A 16,950-nucleotide genomic window follows, 5' to 3' on the forward strand; every position below is an offset into this window, starting at 1 on the left:
AACGATTGTAGTTTGTCCTCTCAGCTATCGTTTCATGCGCAAGAAAGAGTATGATATATTGCGCTTCTTCCAAAAACAGACTATGATTAATAAGTGAATATCTCACCCATTTTTAGGAGGAAAAAGAATGGTCATTAAGGACACGGGGATTGGCACGAAAGAAGTCTTTTTCGCCGATCTGGAACATTACATGAGCGAACTCGGCTTTGATCGCGGCGCCTGGGATTACAAGCATGCTACATACGATTATAAAATCCAAGATAAAGGCACTGTCTTCTACCTGCGCATCGAAGCGAACGTGACAGAAGGCAAACTTGAGGATACGCACGCCGTCCTGAAGCTCGAAGATCCTTATATGGGCAAACATCTTTTCCCACACGGTCTGGATTACGATTACCCAATGCCAGACTCCGTTGTAAAAACAGCGAAATTAAAGCTGCAAATGCTGGGCGAAAAGCTGTCCTCACACTAAAAAATGAATTGGCACGGTGTACAGAGAGGAATCCCCTCTCTGTTTCACGTAGAGGGGGGTATTTTTATGAAGACGAGGGGCGTACCTGACTTCTTGCTCCTGTTTTTGACCGCCCTACTTGTTGGGTTTGGGATAACCATGGTGCTCAGCTCCAGCTCCATTTTCGCGTTGACCAGTTTTACAAGCGGCGGCTGTGATTATTGTGGCGGAGATGAGCTTTATTTCGTGAAGCGTCAATCGGTTTTCTTGCTGCTTGGTGTCGTTGGGATGCTGGTGGCCATGAACATTCCCTTCTCCTTTTATAAGAGAAATTTCTTATTGATTGCGCTCGTCAGCTTCTTTTCTTTGCTCCTGGTTCTTGTTCCAGGGATTGGTAAGCAAGTTAACGGAGCACGATCGTGGTTTGAAATCGGTTCTGCAACCATACAGCCTGCGGAGTTTGCCAAGCTTGGTCTTATTCTGTACTTGGCAGCGATCATCTCCAAAAAAGGCAACGGGATACAAAAGTTGAAATCTGGTTTGATGCCGCCACTAATGGTAACTGGGCTGTTTTTTATGCTGATTGTAGTCCAACCCGACCTCGGTTCTGCCGCCATCTTGCTCGGATGCGCTTTGATTGTCATGATCTGTGGTGGGGCCAAAATCCGTCATCTAGTCGGTCTCGGTGCACCAACTGTGACTGTTGCACTATTGGTATACATCACAGCAAAGCCCCATGCCTTGAATCGGATCTACTCCTATCTCGATCCGTGGAGTGATATGGATGGCACTGGCTACAACATCATTCAATCCTGGATTGCAATTGCACATGGCGGTCTGACTGGGACAGGCTTTGGAAAAAGCATTCAAAAATATTTGTATCTGCCCGAGAGGCATACCGATTTTATTTTCTCAATCATGACTGAAGAGCTTGGTTTTATCGGTGCCTCTGTGTTCCTCTTGATCTTCTTGCTTTTCCTGCTGCGCGGTATCCATATTTGTCTGCGCGTAAAGGATACCTTTGCCAGTTTGGCAGGAATCGGTGTTGTCAGCATGTTCGCCATTCAGGCGATCCTAAACATTGGCGGAGTAACGGGTTTGATTCCATTGACAGGTGTACCTTTGCCGTTTATCAGTTATGGTGGTTCCTCTTTACTCGTATGTCTGCTCGCCACTGGCTTTTTGCTCAGTATTTCGCGGGAAGTCAGTCGCCAAAAGGTAGAAGAGCAATTACAAAAACAACCCTATGCCATGTAAGAAACAAACAAAAGGGATACCGGATGCGTCCAGTATCCCTTTTTTCTTACTCATTTCGAAGGAGCTCGATTGTTTCCACCCGTACATTCACGGCTTCCACATAAAGACCAGTCAATGTTTCCACTGCTTCCTTTACTTTTTCCTGTAGGACGTGACAGACGTGATGGATCTGCGCCCCATAACGGACGGACACACGCATGTCAATGGTGACTCTGTCGTCTATTACGGATACGGTAATGCCTTTCGCGCCGCCATTCAGCTTTTTCGCCAAATCTTGATAGATTCCGCCTGAACGAACTGTGACTTCCAACACATCTTCTACAGCAACACCAGCAATAATCGCGATCACCTGATCTGCTACTCTGATTTCGCCAAGCCTGTCAGCCATCAGGACGTCCTCCTCTTCGCCCGTTTCGTACTTCACCCACTGGTTTCATTTGCCTTTTTTTCATTATAAACAAATCATGCTTGGGCTTGGAAGGAAATTTGTTTTTTTCTCTCCGTTAGTGTCGGAGACGTGCAATGAATGTCGACGAGTGTCAACTGATCTGCAGCAAACGCCTCCCGCAATACCGGCTCTAGAGCATGTACCTCTTTGACGACCTTACCACTGATTCCGCAAGCATTCGCCAATTGTTGAAAATCTGGATTATGCAATTTTACTCCAAAAGGGATCAAGCCCGCCTGACTCATTTTGACCTCTTCCAATCCTAATGTCCCATTGTTCACCACGAGAATCACAATCGGAAGTTGGAGCTCTGCCACTGTCATAAGTTCTGCCAGACTCATTTGCAATCCCCCATCTCCAGCTACGCAGACGACCTGCTTCTCCGGATAGGTTAGCTTTGCAGCCACAGCCGCAGGCAACCCAAATCCCATCGTTCGCCACTTCCCGGAAAAGAGTGGGGTCTGTTTTTTCCCACGGAACGCCCGATTAAACCAGATCGTGTGCTCACCCGTATCTAGGACGATAATCGCATCTTCATTGACCACGCCCCCAAGCGTATTCATCAAGGTTTGTGGTTTTACTTGTTCACTCGCTTGTTGAATGACCGCTTGCTCTGTCTCCTCGCCAAACTCTTCATGCCACCGCTTGATCTGTTCCTGCCACGCATCGTCCATCCTGCGTGATTGCAAGCGTCTCATCCAGATAGGCAGGACATCGTCCAATTCAGCAGTGACAGACTGGAGGTAGGGATGTGCATGTATCGATCCTGGCTGATGATCTACTTGAATGACGGACAGTTTCTTTGGTAAAAAAGCGCGCGGGAACCAGCTCGCTCCCAAAATCAGCAACAAATCGGCTTCCGCTAAGGCATGTAAAGCTGTTTCGCTGCCCCCCTCTCCCCATCCGCCGATCACAAGTGGATGAGATTCATCTACCGCCCCTTTTGCTCCGAGTGACAGCAACACGCCTGCCCCTAGCTGTTCCGCTAGCTTTACACACGAATCCGCCGACTTGCGGGCACCGATACCAAGCAGTATGAGAGGCTTTTGCGCCTTCACAACCTGCTCGCAAGCGAGCTCGATCTCCATCCGATCAGGATAAATGGCATGTGGAATACGTGGAAGTGCTGGAAAAACAGCATCTGAAGTCGTTTGCGTAAAGACGTCTTTGCAAATGGAGAGATGGCTCACGCCTTTTTGCTGCATAGACGTTACAAATGCTTTGTGCAAAACACTTTGGATTGCATCTGGATGCGTAATCGTCGTCGAATAAAAACTGATGGGACGTATCATGTCTTCTTGTGAGATAAACTGTTTGTACGCGCCACCCAGCTTGTATGTCTCCACTTGACCCGTAATCGCAATGACAGGTGCGCGATCTGTATGCGCATCTGCAAGTCCATTCAGCAGATTGACGAAACCCGGCCCCATCGTCGCGGTACAAACAGCCGGATTTCCCGTCAGTTTTGCTTCCGCACTTGCCATCATGGCCGCAGCAGATTCATGCTTGCAAGCAATATATTGAATGTCGGATTGCTTCGCGATCTGATCCAGCCACGCAAAGATTCCGTCACCTGCCACCCCGTATATTCGTTTTACTCCCCATCTGATCAATTGTTCCGTCAAATATTGCGCGACCTGCATCAAATCTTCCCCTTCCAGTACAAAGTGCAAATACATTACTCGTAGTCTACGCATTCTCCAATATTTTACTAAGGCCAAAATGACGGAAGTTGGAGAACCTAACAATATTCAACTGATATTCAAATCCATACCCGAAGGAGGGTAAGAAATGAAACAGCCTGTCAAATGGCTGCTAGCTGTGGTAGTATTCGCACTTCTGGTTACGACTGCGGTTATGGTATCTCCGTTGCGCTCAGATGCATTCAGTAAGCAGATCGTCAAAGTAGGGGCAGAAGGCTCAGACGTGCGTGAGATGCAGTATCGCTTGAAGCACCTTGGTTTTTATACGGGAAAAGTAGACGGCGTATTCGGGTGGCGTTCTTATTGGGCGTTGCGTAACTTTCAGTATGAGTTTGGCTTAACCATAGACGGTGTCCTCGGAGCGCAGACGAAAGTAAAGCTATATAACACAACGAAAAATTATAAGCCCACTGCTTCTGATCTCGGGGCGCCACAAACCGCAACCCCTGCACCATCGAAGCCTTCTAAGCCTACGTATCACGCAGCCGGAATATCGGAGAATGACCTGCGTTTGATGGCGAATGCTGTTTACGGAGAATCGCGTGGAGAGCCTTACATCGGCCAAGTGGCAGTGGCGGCTGTCATTCTAAACCGGGCGAAGAACGCGGCCTTTCCCAATACACCCGCGGGCGTTATCTTCGAACCGCGTGCCTTTACAGCCGTGGCGGATGGTCAAATTTGGCTAGCACCGAACGAGCAGGCAAAAAAAGCAGTGAATGACGCGCTCAAAGGTTGGGACCCATCAGACGGAGCCATTTATTATTTCAACCCGGATACAGCTACATCCGGTTGGATTTGGAGCCGCCCTCAAATCAAAAAGATCGGCAGACACATTTTTTGCCGCTAGCATTCCATAAAAAACAGGCACGACAGTCGTAAGCTGCGTGCCTGTTTTCCTTTTCGAGTCTCATTTCGAACGCTGTGCTTGCATATGCTGGGCCATTTTGACGAATCGCTCTTCCGGTTCTGTGGTCCCACAAACTCCACATTGTATCATGTAGTTCTCACCTTTGTACGGCTGGTGAAACATATCGAGCTGTTCTTGATGGAGTTCTGCTACGACTTCGCCTGACTGTGGGTCGAGTCTTATATAGCGAGGGGTCTGCTCGATGACAGTGAACCTCATCCGATTCGATTTACATGTCGGGCATAACAAAGGCTGGGTCATAAAAAACACCTCACTTTTCTTGTTCATGGTTAGTTTTGTCCAGAACAGGAACTCTATACCTATGAGGTTTTAGGGATGAGTAAAAACTGCTGAGGTGATGATATGAACTTGAAACTCTTTTTCTCATTAGTAGGCGGGAGCATGCTGTTAGCTCTTTTCGCCCACTATTTTTCTGGAAATGAAATGCTCCAATTCGTCACGGCTTCTCTTGCCATCATTTTTTTTGCGGCTTGGCTCGGAAAATCGACAGAGAGCGTCGCCCATTATGCTGGGGACCGAATCGGCGGCTTTCTTAACGCTACCTTCGGAAATGCCGCAGAACTCATTATTGCCTTTTTTCTGGTGAAAGAAGGCTTGTTCGATATGGTCAAAGCCTCTATTACGGGTGCGATCATCGGAAATATGCTGTTGGTTCTTGGCTTGAGTACGTTACTGGGCGGTCTCAAATACAAGGAACAAACCTTCAATAGCAGGCTGGCAAGTCACAATGCTTCGCTGATGACACTCGCGATCGTAGCTTTGTTCATACCGGCCGTCTTCATGTTCGATTTGCCTATGATCAAGGTGGAGATCATCAGCATCGTCATCGCCAGCCTGCTCATCATTGCCTACATTTTGTGGCTCATCTTTTCAATGATTACACACAGCGATTTTTTATCGGATATCGAGCCACAAGAAAGTGATGCAGTTTGGTCAAAGGGTGTCTCACTCTTGATGCTTGCTGTCTCCACTTTTTTCGTTGCCGTTGTCTCGGAATGGCTGGTAGAGGGTGTACAGCATGTCTCCGAATCGTTAGGGTGGTCGGAGTTATTCGTCGGTGCTTTTGTCATTGCGATCATCGGGAATGCCGCAGAGCACAGCGCTGCCTTGCTTTTGGCACTAAAAGGACGCATCGGTGCAGCAGTTGAAATCGCGATCGGCTCCAGCCTGCAAATTGCCTTGTTCGTAGCCCCTACTCTCGTCATCATCAGTCTCTTGCTAGGCAATCCTATGGACATCGTGTTCACTACCTTTGAATTGGCTGCGATCGGAGTTGCTACCTTTATTACCATTTCCATCACTCGGGATGGCGCCACGAACTGGTTTGAAGGCGTACTTCTCTTGACGGTGTATGTTATTTTGGGTACGGTCTTTTTCTTCGCGTAGGGCGCAGGAACAAAACAAAGGCTTCGCCATCCTCTGTGGCGAAGCCTTTCGTTTTGTTACCAGATACCCAGCATTTGCAGGAAAACGGCGAGAATCGCGATAGGTGCTACATATTTAATCAGGAGCAGCCAAATGATAAACATGCGTTTGCCCAGAGAAGTATGCGCCCCCAGCTCGTTTATCAAGGTTTCACGCTTCATTTTCAGCGGAACGAAGATCGCAATGAGCAGCGCTCCCAATGGCATCAAGATATTACTGACCAAAAAGTCCATCGCATCAAAGATAGATTTGCCGAACAGCGTAACCTCGCTCCATACGCCGAATGACAAAGCCGACGGAACACCAACGATAAAAATCAACAGACCAATCACCCAAGCGAGACGTTTACGCTTCGTTTCGTCCCCCTTTGCAAGAGAAGCTACGATAATTTCCATCATCGAAAAAGCCGAAGTCAATGTAGCGAAAAGGAAAAGAGCCAAAAAGATTAACAGAAAAATGCTACCGAAGGCAATTTGTTCAAACACAGAAGGCAGTACGATAAACAGTAATCCTGGCCCTGCTGTTGGTTCTACTCCAAGGGAGAAGACTGCAGGGAATATCGCCAAACCGGCAAACAGCGATACGAGCAGATTCAAACTGACAATCGATCCAGCAGAACGAACCAGACTTTCGTTTTTGGCAAGGTACGAGCTGTACGTGACCATGACGGACACCCCGACGCTCAGCGCGAAAAAGGATTGACCCAATGCGTACAGGATCGATTCAGCAGTCAGCTTGGAAAAATCAGGACTCAGAAAGAAGGAAACGCCCTCCATAGCCCCATCCAACGTCAAGGAACGAACCATCAATACCATGAATAAAAGGAACAAACCAGGCATCATGTACTTGTTAGCAGACTCAATTCCACTCTGTACGCCTCTCGCTACTACCCATGCGGTAATGAGCATGAAAACCAACTGGGCAACTACTGCCCCAACAGGATCACCGATAACGTCACCAAATACTTTATCATAAGCTGGCCCTTGCAATTGACCAGTAAACCCGCGAAGAAGATAACTAAGAATCCAGCCCCCCACCACACTGTAAAAGGACAAGAGCAAGAAGCAGGTGATCACTCCAAGGCGACCAATCCAATGCCAGAGTGAGCCAGGCGCAATTGTTTTATACGCACTGATCGCCTCTTTTTGTGTACTGCGTCCGATTGTGAATTCTCCTAGCAACAGCGGAAGACCAATTCCTAGCGTAAAGATGATGAATAGCAGAAAGAACGCTCCACCACCGCTCGTTCCAACCATATAAGGAAATTTCCAAATGGCCCCCAGTCCAATTGCCGAGCCTGCTGCTGCCAAGATGAAGCCGAGCCTGCTCGTCCATTGTTCGGCTTGTTTCATAGTTTTCACCCTCCAAAGATATTCTTTTTATGCTCAAAAATGGATACAAAAAAACCCGCCCCAAAAAGGGACGAGTTATTATTTCTCGCGGTACCACCCTACTTAGACATCCCCTATAGGCGATGTCTCGCTTCGTCATTGATAACGGGAATGACCCGGACTCTCCTACTGGCGGCGCCTGCGTTCAGAGGTCAGCTCAAGAGTGAATTCTACGGGGCTTACATCAGGCTGCTCTCAGTCTATGGCAGCCTTCCCTGTCATGTAGCAGGTCCGTTTACTAGTCTCTTTCCTTGCTTGTTTCTATAATTCGATTGTTGGGCGTCTTGCGAAAATAAAAAAAACCCGTCCAAAAAAGGGACGAGTTATTCGCGGTACCACCCTGATTAAGTGCACGGGATACAGATTCCCTACGCACTTCTCTCCATCATTGATAACGGGAATGACCCGATTCCTCCTACTAGGCAAAAAGCCATTAAGAGGGCTGCTCAGGAGGGAATTCTACGGCGCGCGCTTCAAAGCTGCTTTCAGTCTAAGGCAGCTTCTCCCTGACAAGCGGTGATTCCGCATACTAGTCTCCGTCATTGCATTTCAAAATTAATAAAAAATTATAGACTTTAATTTAATATAAATATACGAAATAGGCAAGTACTTTTTCATTCAACAAAATGAAAAGCGAGGATAATCGCCGCTCTCCTCGCCTTACTTTTGATTAAACAGTTCATGAAGATGGGCCAATTTACGTTCCAATGAACCCATAATTTCTCGACCAATGTCTTCGCTAATCAGTCCTAAGCGGACCGCGTACTCTACTTCACGAGAAAGCCCGAACATTTGGGTATCCAGCACTTCTTCATACAGTGGGCACTGCGGCATGGTCAGGTTTTCCATCTGTACGTCGATCAGCTTGTAAATTTTGTCGGCGTCTGCTTGAAGCAACGCTAGCGCTTTTTGTTCCAGATCGGGAACCTTAATTTCTGTCAAAACCTATCCCTCCGTTTGCCTCCATCCTTATCATACATAGTACGCGATTCTGGGCCATTTGAAAAGGGGAGAAGACAGATCAACTGCAAGAAGCTAAAAGATACCAAGCTTCCACTCTTTTGAAAGCAGCTCCAACAGCTTGACACCGCCTACTGAATTTCCTTTATCATCCAAAGATGGACCGAACACACCAATCCCCATACGATGTGGCACTGTTGCCATAATACCGCCAGCAACCCCACTTTTCGCGGGGATTCCTACGTCAATCGCGAACTCACCAGAGGCATTGTACATCCCACAAGTCACCATGAAGGTCTTACAGATTCGCGCTACTTCTTCTGGAATCACTCGCTCACCTGTATTCACGAGAATTCCGTCTGCTGCAAGCACCATCCCTAGTGTAGCTACTTCCTTCGCTGTCACTTCTATCGAGCAATGGCGAAAATACAGATCAAGCGTCTCTTCTACATCCGTTTCCAGAATGCCGCTGTCCTTTAGAAACCAAGCGAGGGCACGATTGCGATCAGCCGTTTTCTTTTCAGAACAATAAACAGCTTGATTGATAGAAAGATGAGGATTCCCCGTCATTTTCCGCATTAAAGCCATCACAGCATCTAGCCGTTCGTCCACGTTGGCACCGCGAATCATGCCCGCAACCGCAATGGCTCCTGCATTGATCATCGGGTTCAGTGGTTTATGGGATTCGGTCGTCTCGAGCTTAATAATCGAATTAAACGGGTCTCCAGTTGGTTCTTTTCCCACATGCCGAAACACGTGTTCCTTCCCGTTCTGGCATAAGGCGACGATCAGAGAGAATATCTTGGAGATACTTTGCATCGAGAAAGGCACATCTGCATCACCAGCAGAAAGGATCGTCCCATCGGGCAAGCATACAGCCACTCCCAATTGATGTGGATCGACTTTTGCCAATTCAGGGATGTAGGAAGCAACACTCCCCTTGTTTGTATACTTAAGTGATCGGTTGCGTACTTGCTCCAATTGTTCGGACGCTTGTTTCAAATCCATCGAAAAACCCCTCAGTCTATTACGTCGATGTATACAGATTCGATTGTAGGTTTCTACATGGGACATGTCAAATTATCCCTACTTCTGCACGGCGTGCTCCAATCTTTCCATCGCTTCGACTAGAATCGATCTCGGGCAAGCAAAATTGATTCGCATAAACCCTGCACCATCCGGCCCAAACGTGGTGCCATCGTGTAAGCCAAGCTTTGCTTCCTCGCGAATGAGCTTGTTCAACTCCGCCTGACTACGTCCTAGCTGTCTAAAATCCATCCACCCCAAGTATGTCGCTTCTGGAATGGCCATGGATACCCCAGGAATACGAGTCGATAAAAACTCATGCACATAGGCTGCATTCTTACGTAAATAGATCAACAGTTCTTCCAGCCATGCTTCTCCATGTTGGTAGGCTGCAATCGTTGCTTCCATCCCAAACAGATTCAGATTCTCATAGCCCATTTTGGACGCTGTAATGGAGAAGTTCCGCAATAACTGCTGATTTTCTGTCATCAAATAGGAAGTATACAGACCAGCCAAATTAAACGTTTTGGCGGCTGATAGAAAGGTAACGCTCTGATCGGCTAATTCCGGTGCCAGCGAATAGTAAGGCGTATGAACATTCGGCTCATAGACCAAATCCGAATGAATCTCATCGGCAACAACAAGCACGCCATTTTCTACACACAATCTTCCCAAGCGCTCCAGCTCTTCTCTGGTCCATACTCGCCCGATCGGATTGTGCGGTGTGCAGAGCAGCATGAGCTTCACCCGCGGGTCGCTCAGCTTTTGTGCGAGATCATCCCAATTCATTTCATAACGGCCGTCACGCTCCAATAGGGGGCTGGTAACGACATGACGTCCGCGATTTTCGACTGCATGATAAAAAGGATGGTACACAGGCGTCTGGATCAAGACACCGTCTCCCGAGGCTGTATACGCCTCTACCGCTACGTGAATGCCGGGAACGACTCCAGGTATCCCTGTCATCCAACTCACATCTACCTCTACACCAAATCGCTTGTGTATCCACTCTTTCAAGCTCTGGTAAAGGGCATTTGACTTCAAAGTGTATCCGTATATCGGGTGCCTCGCTCGTTTGATCAGTGCCTCTGTGATTTCAGGAGCGCAAGCAAAATCCATATCCGCCACCCACAGCGGAATCATTCCTTCACCATTCACTTTTGGATTCTGAATCTCCCATTTGACACTATCTGTCCCTCTGCGTTCGATGCGCTGATCAAAATCGTGCACTTTCGTTCCCTCCCTTATTCCCTTCACATACATACACACAGCATAAACCGTCTTTTTCCAATTGTCCAAGCTTCTGGTGTACGAAAAAAAGAGCCGCCCTGATGAGCGACTCTCTTCTTACTAAAGACTAGATTAGCGAGCATATACGCCAGGACCAAATGGGAGATCCAGGAAGTACCACACTGTCAATTGCAAGATCCAAATCACCAGGAAAACGATTGCATACGGAGTCATGGTAGAGAAAATCGTTCCCATTCCTGCATTCTTATTATACTTCTGATAGAAAGCCAGGAAGAGCGGGATGTACGGATTCACAGGTGAGATCGTATTGGTTGCAGAGTCCGCAATCCGATAAGCGACTTGGATAAACGCCGGATTGTAATCTAACAGCATCAGCATTGGCATGAATACAGGTGCCAGGATCGCCCACAGCGCTGAACCACTCGTGATAAACAAGCTACAGATACCCGTGAAAAGTGTAAAGGCAATAATGATCGGCAAGCCCGTCAAGCCCATGTTTGTCATGAATTCTGCGCCATTGACAGCCATCAAAATACCAATGTTGCTCCAGTTAAAGAACGCGATGAACTGCGCTGCTGTAAACGCTAACACAATAAAGCCGGACATATCCTTGATTGCTTCGGACATGTAATGCGGAATGTCCTTCGATGTTTTAATCAGTCCCATTGCTCTACCGTATACAAACGATACGGTCACGAAGAACAACAGGATGATGGGAATGATCCCTTTCAAAAACGGTGATGTCAAGAAGTCACCTGTCTTTGGATCACGCAACAGTGAACCTTCTGGAACGACCAGCAATCCTACAATGACTACGAAAATCAACGCTGCGATACCCGCTTTACGCAGTGCTTTGTTTTCTTGAGGTGTTACTTCTTCGAATTGTACGTTTCGATCGCCGTGATACGTGCCAAGGCGTGGTTCGATAATTTTATCGGTAATCCATCCACCAATGAAAGCGAGGATGACAACAGAAGCTGACATGAAGAACCAGTTATCTACTGGTGTAACCATTGCATTCGGATCAATCGTTTTCGCTACTTCGGTACTGATCCCTGCCAAGAGAGCATCTGTACCGGCAATGAAAAAGTTCGCTGTAAAACCGGAGGATACACCAGCCATACCAGCTGCAAAACCTGCAATCGGGTGACGCCCCATTGCCAAGAACACAAGACCGCCAAGCGGAGGAATAATAACCATGGCTGCATCAGAAGCAAGATTTCCTAATATACCGACAAAGACAATTGCATAACTGACAACCGATGCCGGAATACCTGCCATCATTTTGCGTAGAACAGTCGTCAAAAGACCGATTTTTTCTGCCAGTCCAATTCCAAGCGTCATCGCCAGAACGAGACCAAGTGCTGGAAATTCAATAAAGTTTTTCAGCATACTCGTTAAAATCCAGTGAATACCTTCGACGCTAAGCAAACTCTTAACCGCAACCTCTTCGCCTTTAGCAGGATGCATAACCGAAAAGTCCATGGCTGCGAGGATTGCTGAGACTACCATCAATACACCACACAAAATAATGAACAATACAAATGGATGCGGGAGCTTATTCCCTACCGTTTCAATCCATTTTAGGATACCTTTTTGCTTCATCAGATCTGCTTGCACATTCGTGCCTTTCGCCATAGTTTCGCCCCCAAAGTCGTTTGAATTCCCTGAATGTTTCTGCGGCTTTGCAACCATCCTCGGGATGAATGATGTGGTCTTCCTTCTCTAGCGCTCATCGCCGTTGATGGTTCAGCGGGAGAAAGACGAAGTGAGCTTCCCTTTTTTCGTGAAAGCCTTTCCAAGAATCGAAAGGCTTGTACACAATGCCTTTTATCTGACCCCAACTTTTTAGTAGGAACTCAAATATCATAGGCAAAGTTCATTCTCACATAATAACTTTCTAATATGATTATATAATCTACAAAATGCATGTCAATAATTTTTAGACTATTTTATGAAATTTTCGCTTTTTGGATAATTGCTGTCATTTGCGAGTCTATAGTAATATAGAGATTGACTACGAATGATCACGGAGGAATGACGTATGTCTGATGTTATCGTGTTCAAAGGGGCTATTGCTTTCCCCATTACATTGGATCCAACCGTTTGGGTTTTTGATGAACGCAAATTCGATCTGAAAACATACTCGGGCGAAGATGATAGCTCGCTAGCTACACAAGCAAAGTATTTGGCTGGCACGGGGACGCAGTGGGATAAGGAATTGCGCGAGGGGGCTACGCTTCCTTCCGAACGAAAAAGCTTAGCAGAAGAACGTAAAGTGCTCGAAGGCGAGTACGGAATCCGTCTCGATCCCTTCATTACAAACGCTGAGCCCCTACCAGAGGTGACTCATGTCCGTCTTCACCGCGGGGATCAGGAAGCAATCGTTCTTCCACTTGCTGAGGCAAGAAGAGCCATCCTACAATTCTCCAAAGACGGCAAGCCTATTAAAGAAGATGGTCCTGTGTACTTATATTTGCCGGAAGTGTTGCTGGCAAATGAAGCACCGATCAAAGGAATTACCGCTTTGGAGTTTATTACCAAGTAAGCGTAAGATAACAAAAGCCATCCTCCTTCGAAAAAAGAGGATGGCTTTTGCCATATGTTACGTATGTGTGATAATTTTGCTCTTAGGCGCTGAACTGCGTGATACGGATATTCCGATGCTGTAGTTCTTCGCGAAGCAATTCGATAAAAGCTGCATCTAGTTGAAGGTCGACAGCTCGATGATATACTTCTATCAACATTTGGTCACTTAAGTATTTCACCTTTGCTCACCTCCATCTCTCATATGAGCCCATTGTAACAGATGCATTTGTATCGAACAATCGTTCGGATATCCACAAGCAATGTGGACATCTTGTTGGTAACATGTGGGTAAATTGTGTGTAACTTATAAGTATCCAAGCATTTCCTTTGTGGATGTTTTCTTCCATTTATCCACAGTCAGTCGAAAATTGTCGAACGAATGATGTGACTATTCTGTCATAAAGAACCCTCAAGAAAAAAAGCCACCCTGTACAGGATGGCTTTTTTCGTTGCTATTATGCGTTTGCAGCTTCTGTCACGTGCAGAACTTGCTTGATGCGATCAATTGCCCAATCCAGATCTTCTTTGCTGATGACGAGTGGCGGTGCAAAGCGAATGGTTGTCTCATGTGTTTCTTTGCACAGGAGTCCCAGTTCTTTTAGTTTTTCGCAATATGGACGAGCCGCTGTTGTCAGCTCCAAACCAATGAACAGACCGCGACCGCGAATTTCCTTGATGATTGGGTTGTTGATTTCTTTCAATTTCTCCATGAAGTATGCGCCCATTTCCAGGGAGCGCTGTACAAGACCTTCGTCAGCCAATACATCCATAGCTGCAACAGCAACTGCACATCCGAGTGGATTTCCGCCAAAGGTAGAACCGTGGGAGCCTGGCTCAAACACGCTCAAGATTTCTTTATCTGCTGCTACTGCGGAGATTGGGAACACGCCACCGCCAAGAGCTTTCCCCATGACGTACATGTCTGGTACTACATCTTCCCAATCGCTGGCAAACATTTTACCTGTGCGACCAAAGCCCGTTTGAATCTCATCGCTGACCAAGAGTACATTGTTTGCTTTACATACCTCTTGTGCTTGCTTCAAGTAGCCCTCTTGCGGAATGATGATGCCTGCTTCCCCTTGGATTGGCTCCAGCATGAATGCTGCTGTATTCGGTGTAATCGCTTGCTTAAGCGCTTCGATATCGCCATAAGGAATGATTTTGAAACCAGGCGTGAATGGTCCAAAGCCACGTCTGTACTCTTCTGCAGAAGAGAAGGAAGTTACTGTGACAGTACGACCATGGAAGTTGCCTTCACATACGATGATTTCTGCTTGGTTCTCTGGTACTTTTTTCACGTCATAAGCCCAGCGACGAACCGCTTTGAGTGCTGTCTCTACTGCTTCTGCACCAGTGTTCATTGGCAGGATCATTTCTTTTCCTGTCACGGCAGAGAGTTTTTCGTAAAATTCACCTAGTTGGTCATTGTAAAAAGCTCGGGAAGTGAGCGTTACTTTATCTGCTTGATCTTTCAGAGCTTGGATGATACGTGGATGACGATGCCCTTGGTTCAGCGCAGAATATGCACTCAGCATATCCAGATATTTATTGCCTTCCGGATCGTGTACCCATACGCCTTCTGCTTTGGAAATAACGATCGGTAGCGGATGATAGTTGTGCGCACCAAATTTTTCTGTTTGTTCAATAACCACGTTTGTTTTACTCATGTCGTTAGCCTCCTTCAAGATCACTTGCTAAAATTATCTAGCAAGAACGATGCCAAATAGGAAAACCCCACAAAGTCGATCCAATCCGATCAGACGAGCAAAAAAATTTTGCATCTCGCATTCATATTCCTTTGCAGTGCATAATGTTTTTGCACTCATTCCCTTTATGCTATGATACCCTCATAAGGAAAGGCTGGTGACCACGGTGTCGTCTTCTACGCATAATTCTTCAGCTGACACTCTCTTGCGCATTTATGAACATATTTTGGACAGAATGAATGAAGGTGTACATGTCATCGATTCGGACGGAACGACGATTGTCTACAATTCCAAAATGACCGAGCTGGAATCGATGACCAGACAAAACGTTTTGCACAAACCTTTGGCAGAGGTTTTTCAGTTCCCGTCTGGACAGGAAAGTACCTTGCTCACATGCTTGCGTACCGGAAATAGCATTCGCAATACACGCCAAACGTATTTCAACGACAAGCAAAAAGAAATTTCAACCATTAACCATACGTACCCCATCATTGAAAAAGGCAAGATCATCGGCGCAATGGAAATCGCAAATGATGTTACCAAAATGGAACGATTGATCAGAGAAAACCTGCTGCAAAAAAACGGGTCACGCTACACATTCGAGCACATTATCGGGAGAAGCGGTCCTATTCTCGATGTCATAGAGAATGCCAAACGCGCAGCACGCACCTCCTCATCCGTATTGGTAGTCGGTGAAACTGGTGCCGGGAAAGAGCTGTTCGTGCAAAGCATTCATAATGCCAGTCTGCGTGCTTCTGGTCCCCTTATTTCACAAAACTGCGCAGCGCTTCCGGATAGCCTGATCGAAGGGCTTTTGTTTGGAACTGCTCGCGGAGCATTTACCGGCGCAGTGGAGCGACCTGGATTGTTTGAGCAAGCGGAAGGCGGAACACTTTTTCTCGATGAAATCAACTCGCTTAGTATGCCACTCCAGGCAAAATTGTTGCGTGCTCTGCAAGAGAAGTCGATTAGACGTATTGGTGACACAAAGGATCGGTCGATCGATGTGCGAATCATTGCCGCTATCAATGAAGATCCTGTTGAGGCAATCGCCAATTCGCATTTGCGAAAAGACTTGTACTATCGACTCGGCGTCGTCACGTTATTTCTCCCCCCGCTTCGGGAACGCAAGGAAGATATTTCGATGCTGGTCAGCCATTTTATCGAGAAATACAATGAGCTGTTCCAAATGGAAGTAAGAGGCATCAGTGACGAGGTTCTGCAATTTTTTATCCAGCATGACTGGCCTGGGAATGTGCGAGAACTTCAACACTTGATTGAGGGGGCCATGAATCTGATGATTGACGAATCAACCATCCGCTATGAACACTTGCCTTTGCACTTTTTGCGTCGTACACCAGCCGCTTCCGTAACGATCGAGCAACCCTCCCCTCATACATTGCCGTTTGTGGATGAAGGAAAGCCATTGAAGGAAACCATGCAAGAATTTGAAACAGCATATATTCACCATGTTGTGGAACGCTATAACGGAAATATTTCACGAGCAGCCAAGGAATTGCAAATTAGTCGTCAGAGCTTGCAATATCGTTTGCGTAAGCTGGGGATTAAGGGATAAAGAGTACCTTTTAAGAGCATTCTGGTTTGAGTCAACATAGTGGAGGAGAAGAAAAAGCACAGTTCTCTTCGACTCTGACACGCCCGCAAGTGGGAATCACTGTCCGTCTCCATTTCCAAAAGGGGACCGTCGAGCCAAAGCCACCCTACGGGCGGAAGTTTCTCGAGGAAGAAGGGTTCGGCAAGCGTGGTCCCCTTTTTGAAGTTCCGACTGGGTAGGCATTGTCAAGGTCTACGAGC

16 protein-coding genes and 2 other annotated features are annotated in these 16,950 nt (G+C 46.9%); of the genes, 6 read left to right on the forward strand and 10 right to left on the reverse strand.

Annotated features, from left to right (window positions below):
• The first annotated feature begins 127 nt into the window (after positions 1–127).
• On the forward strand, positions 128–472 hold the full coding sequence (locus HP399_RS19400) for a YugN family protein (RefSeq protein WP_048032475.1): 345 nt from the start codon (positions 128–130) through the stop codon (positions 470–472).
• A gap of 66 nt (positions 473–538) precedes the next feature.
• Positions 539–1,708, forward strand: a complete 1,170-nt coding sequence (gene ftsW / locus HP399_RS19405) for a putative lipid II flippase FtsW (RefSeq protein ID WP_173620271.1) — start codon at positions 539–541, stop codon at positions 1,706–1,708.
• 46 nt (positions 1,709–1,754) lie between these two features.
• On the opposite strand, the gene HP399_RS19410 is transcribed toward ftsW, so the two are convergent.
• A complete protein-coding gene (locus HP399_RS19410) occupies positions 1,755–2,096 on the reverse strand; it encodes an Asp23/Gls24 family envelope stress response protein (RefSeq protein WP_173620272.1) in 342 nt (113 codons plus the stop codon).
• A 74-nt stretch (positions 2,097–2,170) separates the two neighbouring features.
• Positions 2,171–3,799, reverse strand: a complete 1,629-nt coding sequence (locus tag HP399_RS19415) for a thiamine pyrophosphate-binding protein (RefSeq protein WP_173620350.1) — start codon at positions 3,797–3,799, stop codon at positions 2,171–2,173.
• 148 nt (positions 3,800–3,947) lie between these two features.
• On the opposite strand from HP399_RS19415, the gene sleB reads away from it, so the two are divergent.
• Complete coding sequence (sleB, locus tag HP399_RS19420) at positions 3,948–4,706, forward strand: spore cortex-lytic enzyme (RefSeq protein ID WP_173620273.1); 759 nt, start codon at positions 3,948–3,950, stop codon at positions 4,704–4,706.
• 60 nt (positions 4,707–4,766) lie between these two features.
• Here sleB and HP399_RS19425 read toward each other — a convergent pair whose 3' ends face one another.
• On the reverse strand, positions 4,767–5,027 hold the full coding sequence (locus HP399_RS19425; protein ID WP_173620274.1) for a hypothetical protein: 261 nt from the start codon (positions 5,025–5,027) through the stop codon (positions 4,767–4,769).
• 102 nt (positions 5,028–5,129) lie between these two features.
• Here HP399_RS19425 and cax point away from each other — a divergent pair, with 102 nt between their 5' ends.
• Positions 5,130–6,173 carry a calcium/proton exchanger gene (gene cax / locus HP399_RS19430; protein ID WP_173620275.1) on the forward strand — a complete coding sequence of 348 codons (1,044 nt, stop codon included), beginning with the start codon at positions 5,130–5,132 and terminating at the stop codon, positions 6,171–6,173.
• 56 nt (positions 6,174–6,229) lie between these two features.
• Here the strand turns inward: cax and HP399_RS19435 are convergent, their stop codons facing one another.
• From HP399_RS19435 to HP399_RS19455, 5 genes are all read right to left on the reverse strand, one after another.
• Positions 6,230–7,564 (reverse strand): sodium-dependent transporter, encoded by a 1,335-nt coding sequence (locus tag HP399_RS19435; RefSeq protein WP_173620276.1) that lies wholly within the window; start codon positions 7,562–7,564, stop codon positions 6,230–6,232.
• Positions 7,565–7,627: 63 nt separating this feature from the next.
• Positions 7,628–7,864 (reverse strand) — a binding site (T-box leader).
• Positions 7,865–7,914: 50 nt separating this feature from the next.
• Positions 7,915–8,155 (reverse strand) — a binding site (T-box leader).
• 108 nt (positions 8,156–8,263) lie between these two features.
• Positions 8,264–8,545: an Fpa/YlaN family protein gene (locus HP399_RS19440; RefSeq protein ID WP_007725848.1), complete on the reverse strand. Its 282-nt coding sequence runs from the start codon at positions 8,543–8,545 to the stop codon at positions 8,264–8,266.
• Positions 8,546–8,638: 93 nt separating this feature from the next.
• Entirely contained in the window at positions 8,639–9,571 is a 933-nt protein-coding gene (gene glsA / locus HP399_RS19445) for a glutaminase A (RefSeq protein WP_173620277.1), read from the reverse strand.
• Between the two features lie 78 nt (positions 9,572–9,649).
• Positions 9,650–10,819 (reverse strand): MalY/PatB family protein, encoded by a 1,170-nt coding sequence (locus HP399_RS19450; protein WP_173620278.1) that lies wholly within the window; start codon positions 10,817–10,819, stop codon positions 9,650–9,652.
• Positions 10,820–10,951: 132 nt separating this feature from the next.
• Positions 10,952–12,478: an AbgT family transporter gene (locus HP399_RS19455; protein WP_173620279.1), complete on the reverse strand. Its 1,527-nt coding sequence runs from the start codon at positions 12,476–12,478 to the stop codon at positions 10,952–10,954.
• Between the two features lie 406 nt (positions 12,479–12,884).
• On the opposite strand from HP399_RS19455, the gene HP399_RS19460 reads away from it, so the two are divergent.
• Positions 12,885–13,388 carry a molybdopterin-binding protein gene (locus HP399_RS19460; RefSeq protein WP_173620280.1) on the forward strand — a complete coding sequence of 168 codons (504 nt, stop codon included), beginning with the start codon at positions 12,885–12,887 and terminating at the stop codon, positions 13,386–13,388.
• A gap of 82 nt (positions 13,389–13,470) precedes the next feature.
• Here the strand turns inward: HP399_RS19460 and HP399_RS19465 are convergent, their stop codons facing one another.
• Together HP399_RS19465 and HP399_RS19470 are read right to left on the reverse strand one after the other, a co-directional pair.
• Positions 13,471–13,608 carry a sporulation histidine kinase inhibitor Sda gene (locus tag HP399_RS19465; RefSeq protein ID WP_007725857.1) on the reverse strand — a complete coding sequence of 46 codons (138 nt, stop codon included), beginning with the start codon at positions 13,606–13,608 and terminating at the stop codon, positions 13,471–13,473.
• Between the two features lie 276 nt (positions 13,609–13,884).
• A complete protein-coding gene (locus HP399_RS19470) occupies positions 13,885–15,096 on the reverse strand; it encodes an ornithine--oxo-acid transaminase (protein ID WP_007725858.1) in 1,212 nt (403 codons plus the stop codon).
• Positions 15,097–15,292: 196 nt separating this feature from the next.
• On the opposite strand from HP399_RS19470, the gene HP399_RS19475 reads away from it, so the two are divergent.
• On the forward strand, positions 15,293–16,711 hold the full coding sequence (locus HP399_RS19475; RefSeq protein WP_173620281.1) for a sigma-54 interaction domain-containing protein: 1,419 nt from the start codon (positions 15,293–15,295) through the stop codon (positions 16,709–16,711).
• Positions 16,712–16,950: the final 239 nt, after the last annotated feature.

The sequence above is a fragment of the Brevibacillus sp. DP1.3A genome, assembly GCF_013284245.2.
In the GTDB taxonomy this organism is placed as follows: domain Bacteria; phylum Bacillota; class Bacilli; order Brevibacillales; family Brevibacillaceae; genus Brevibacillus.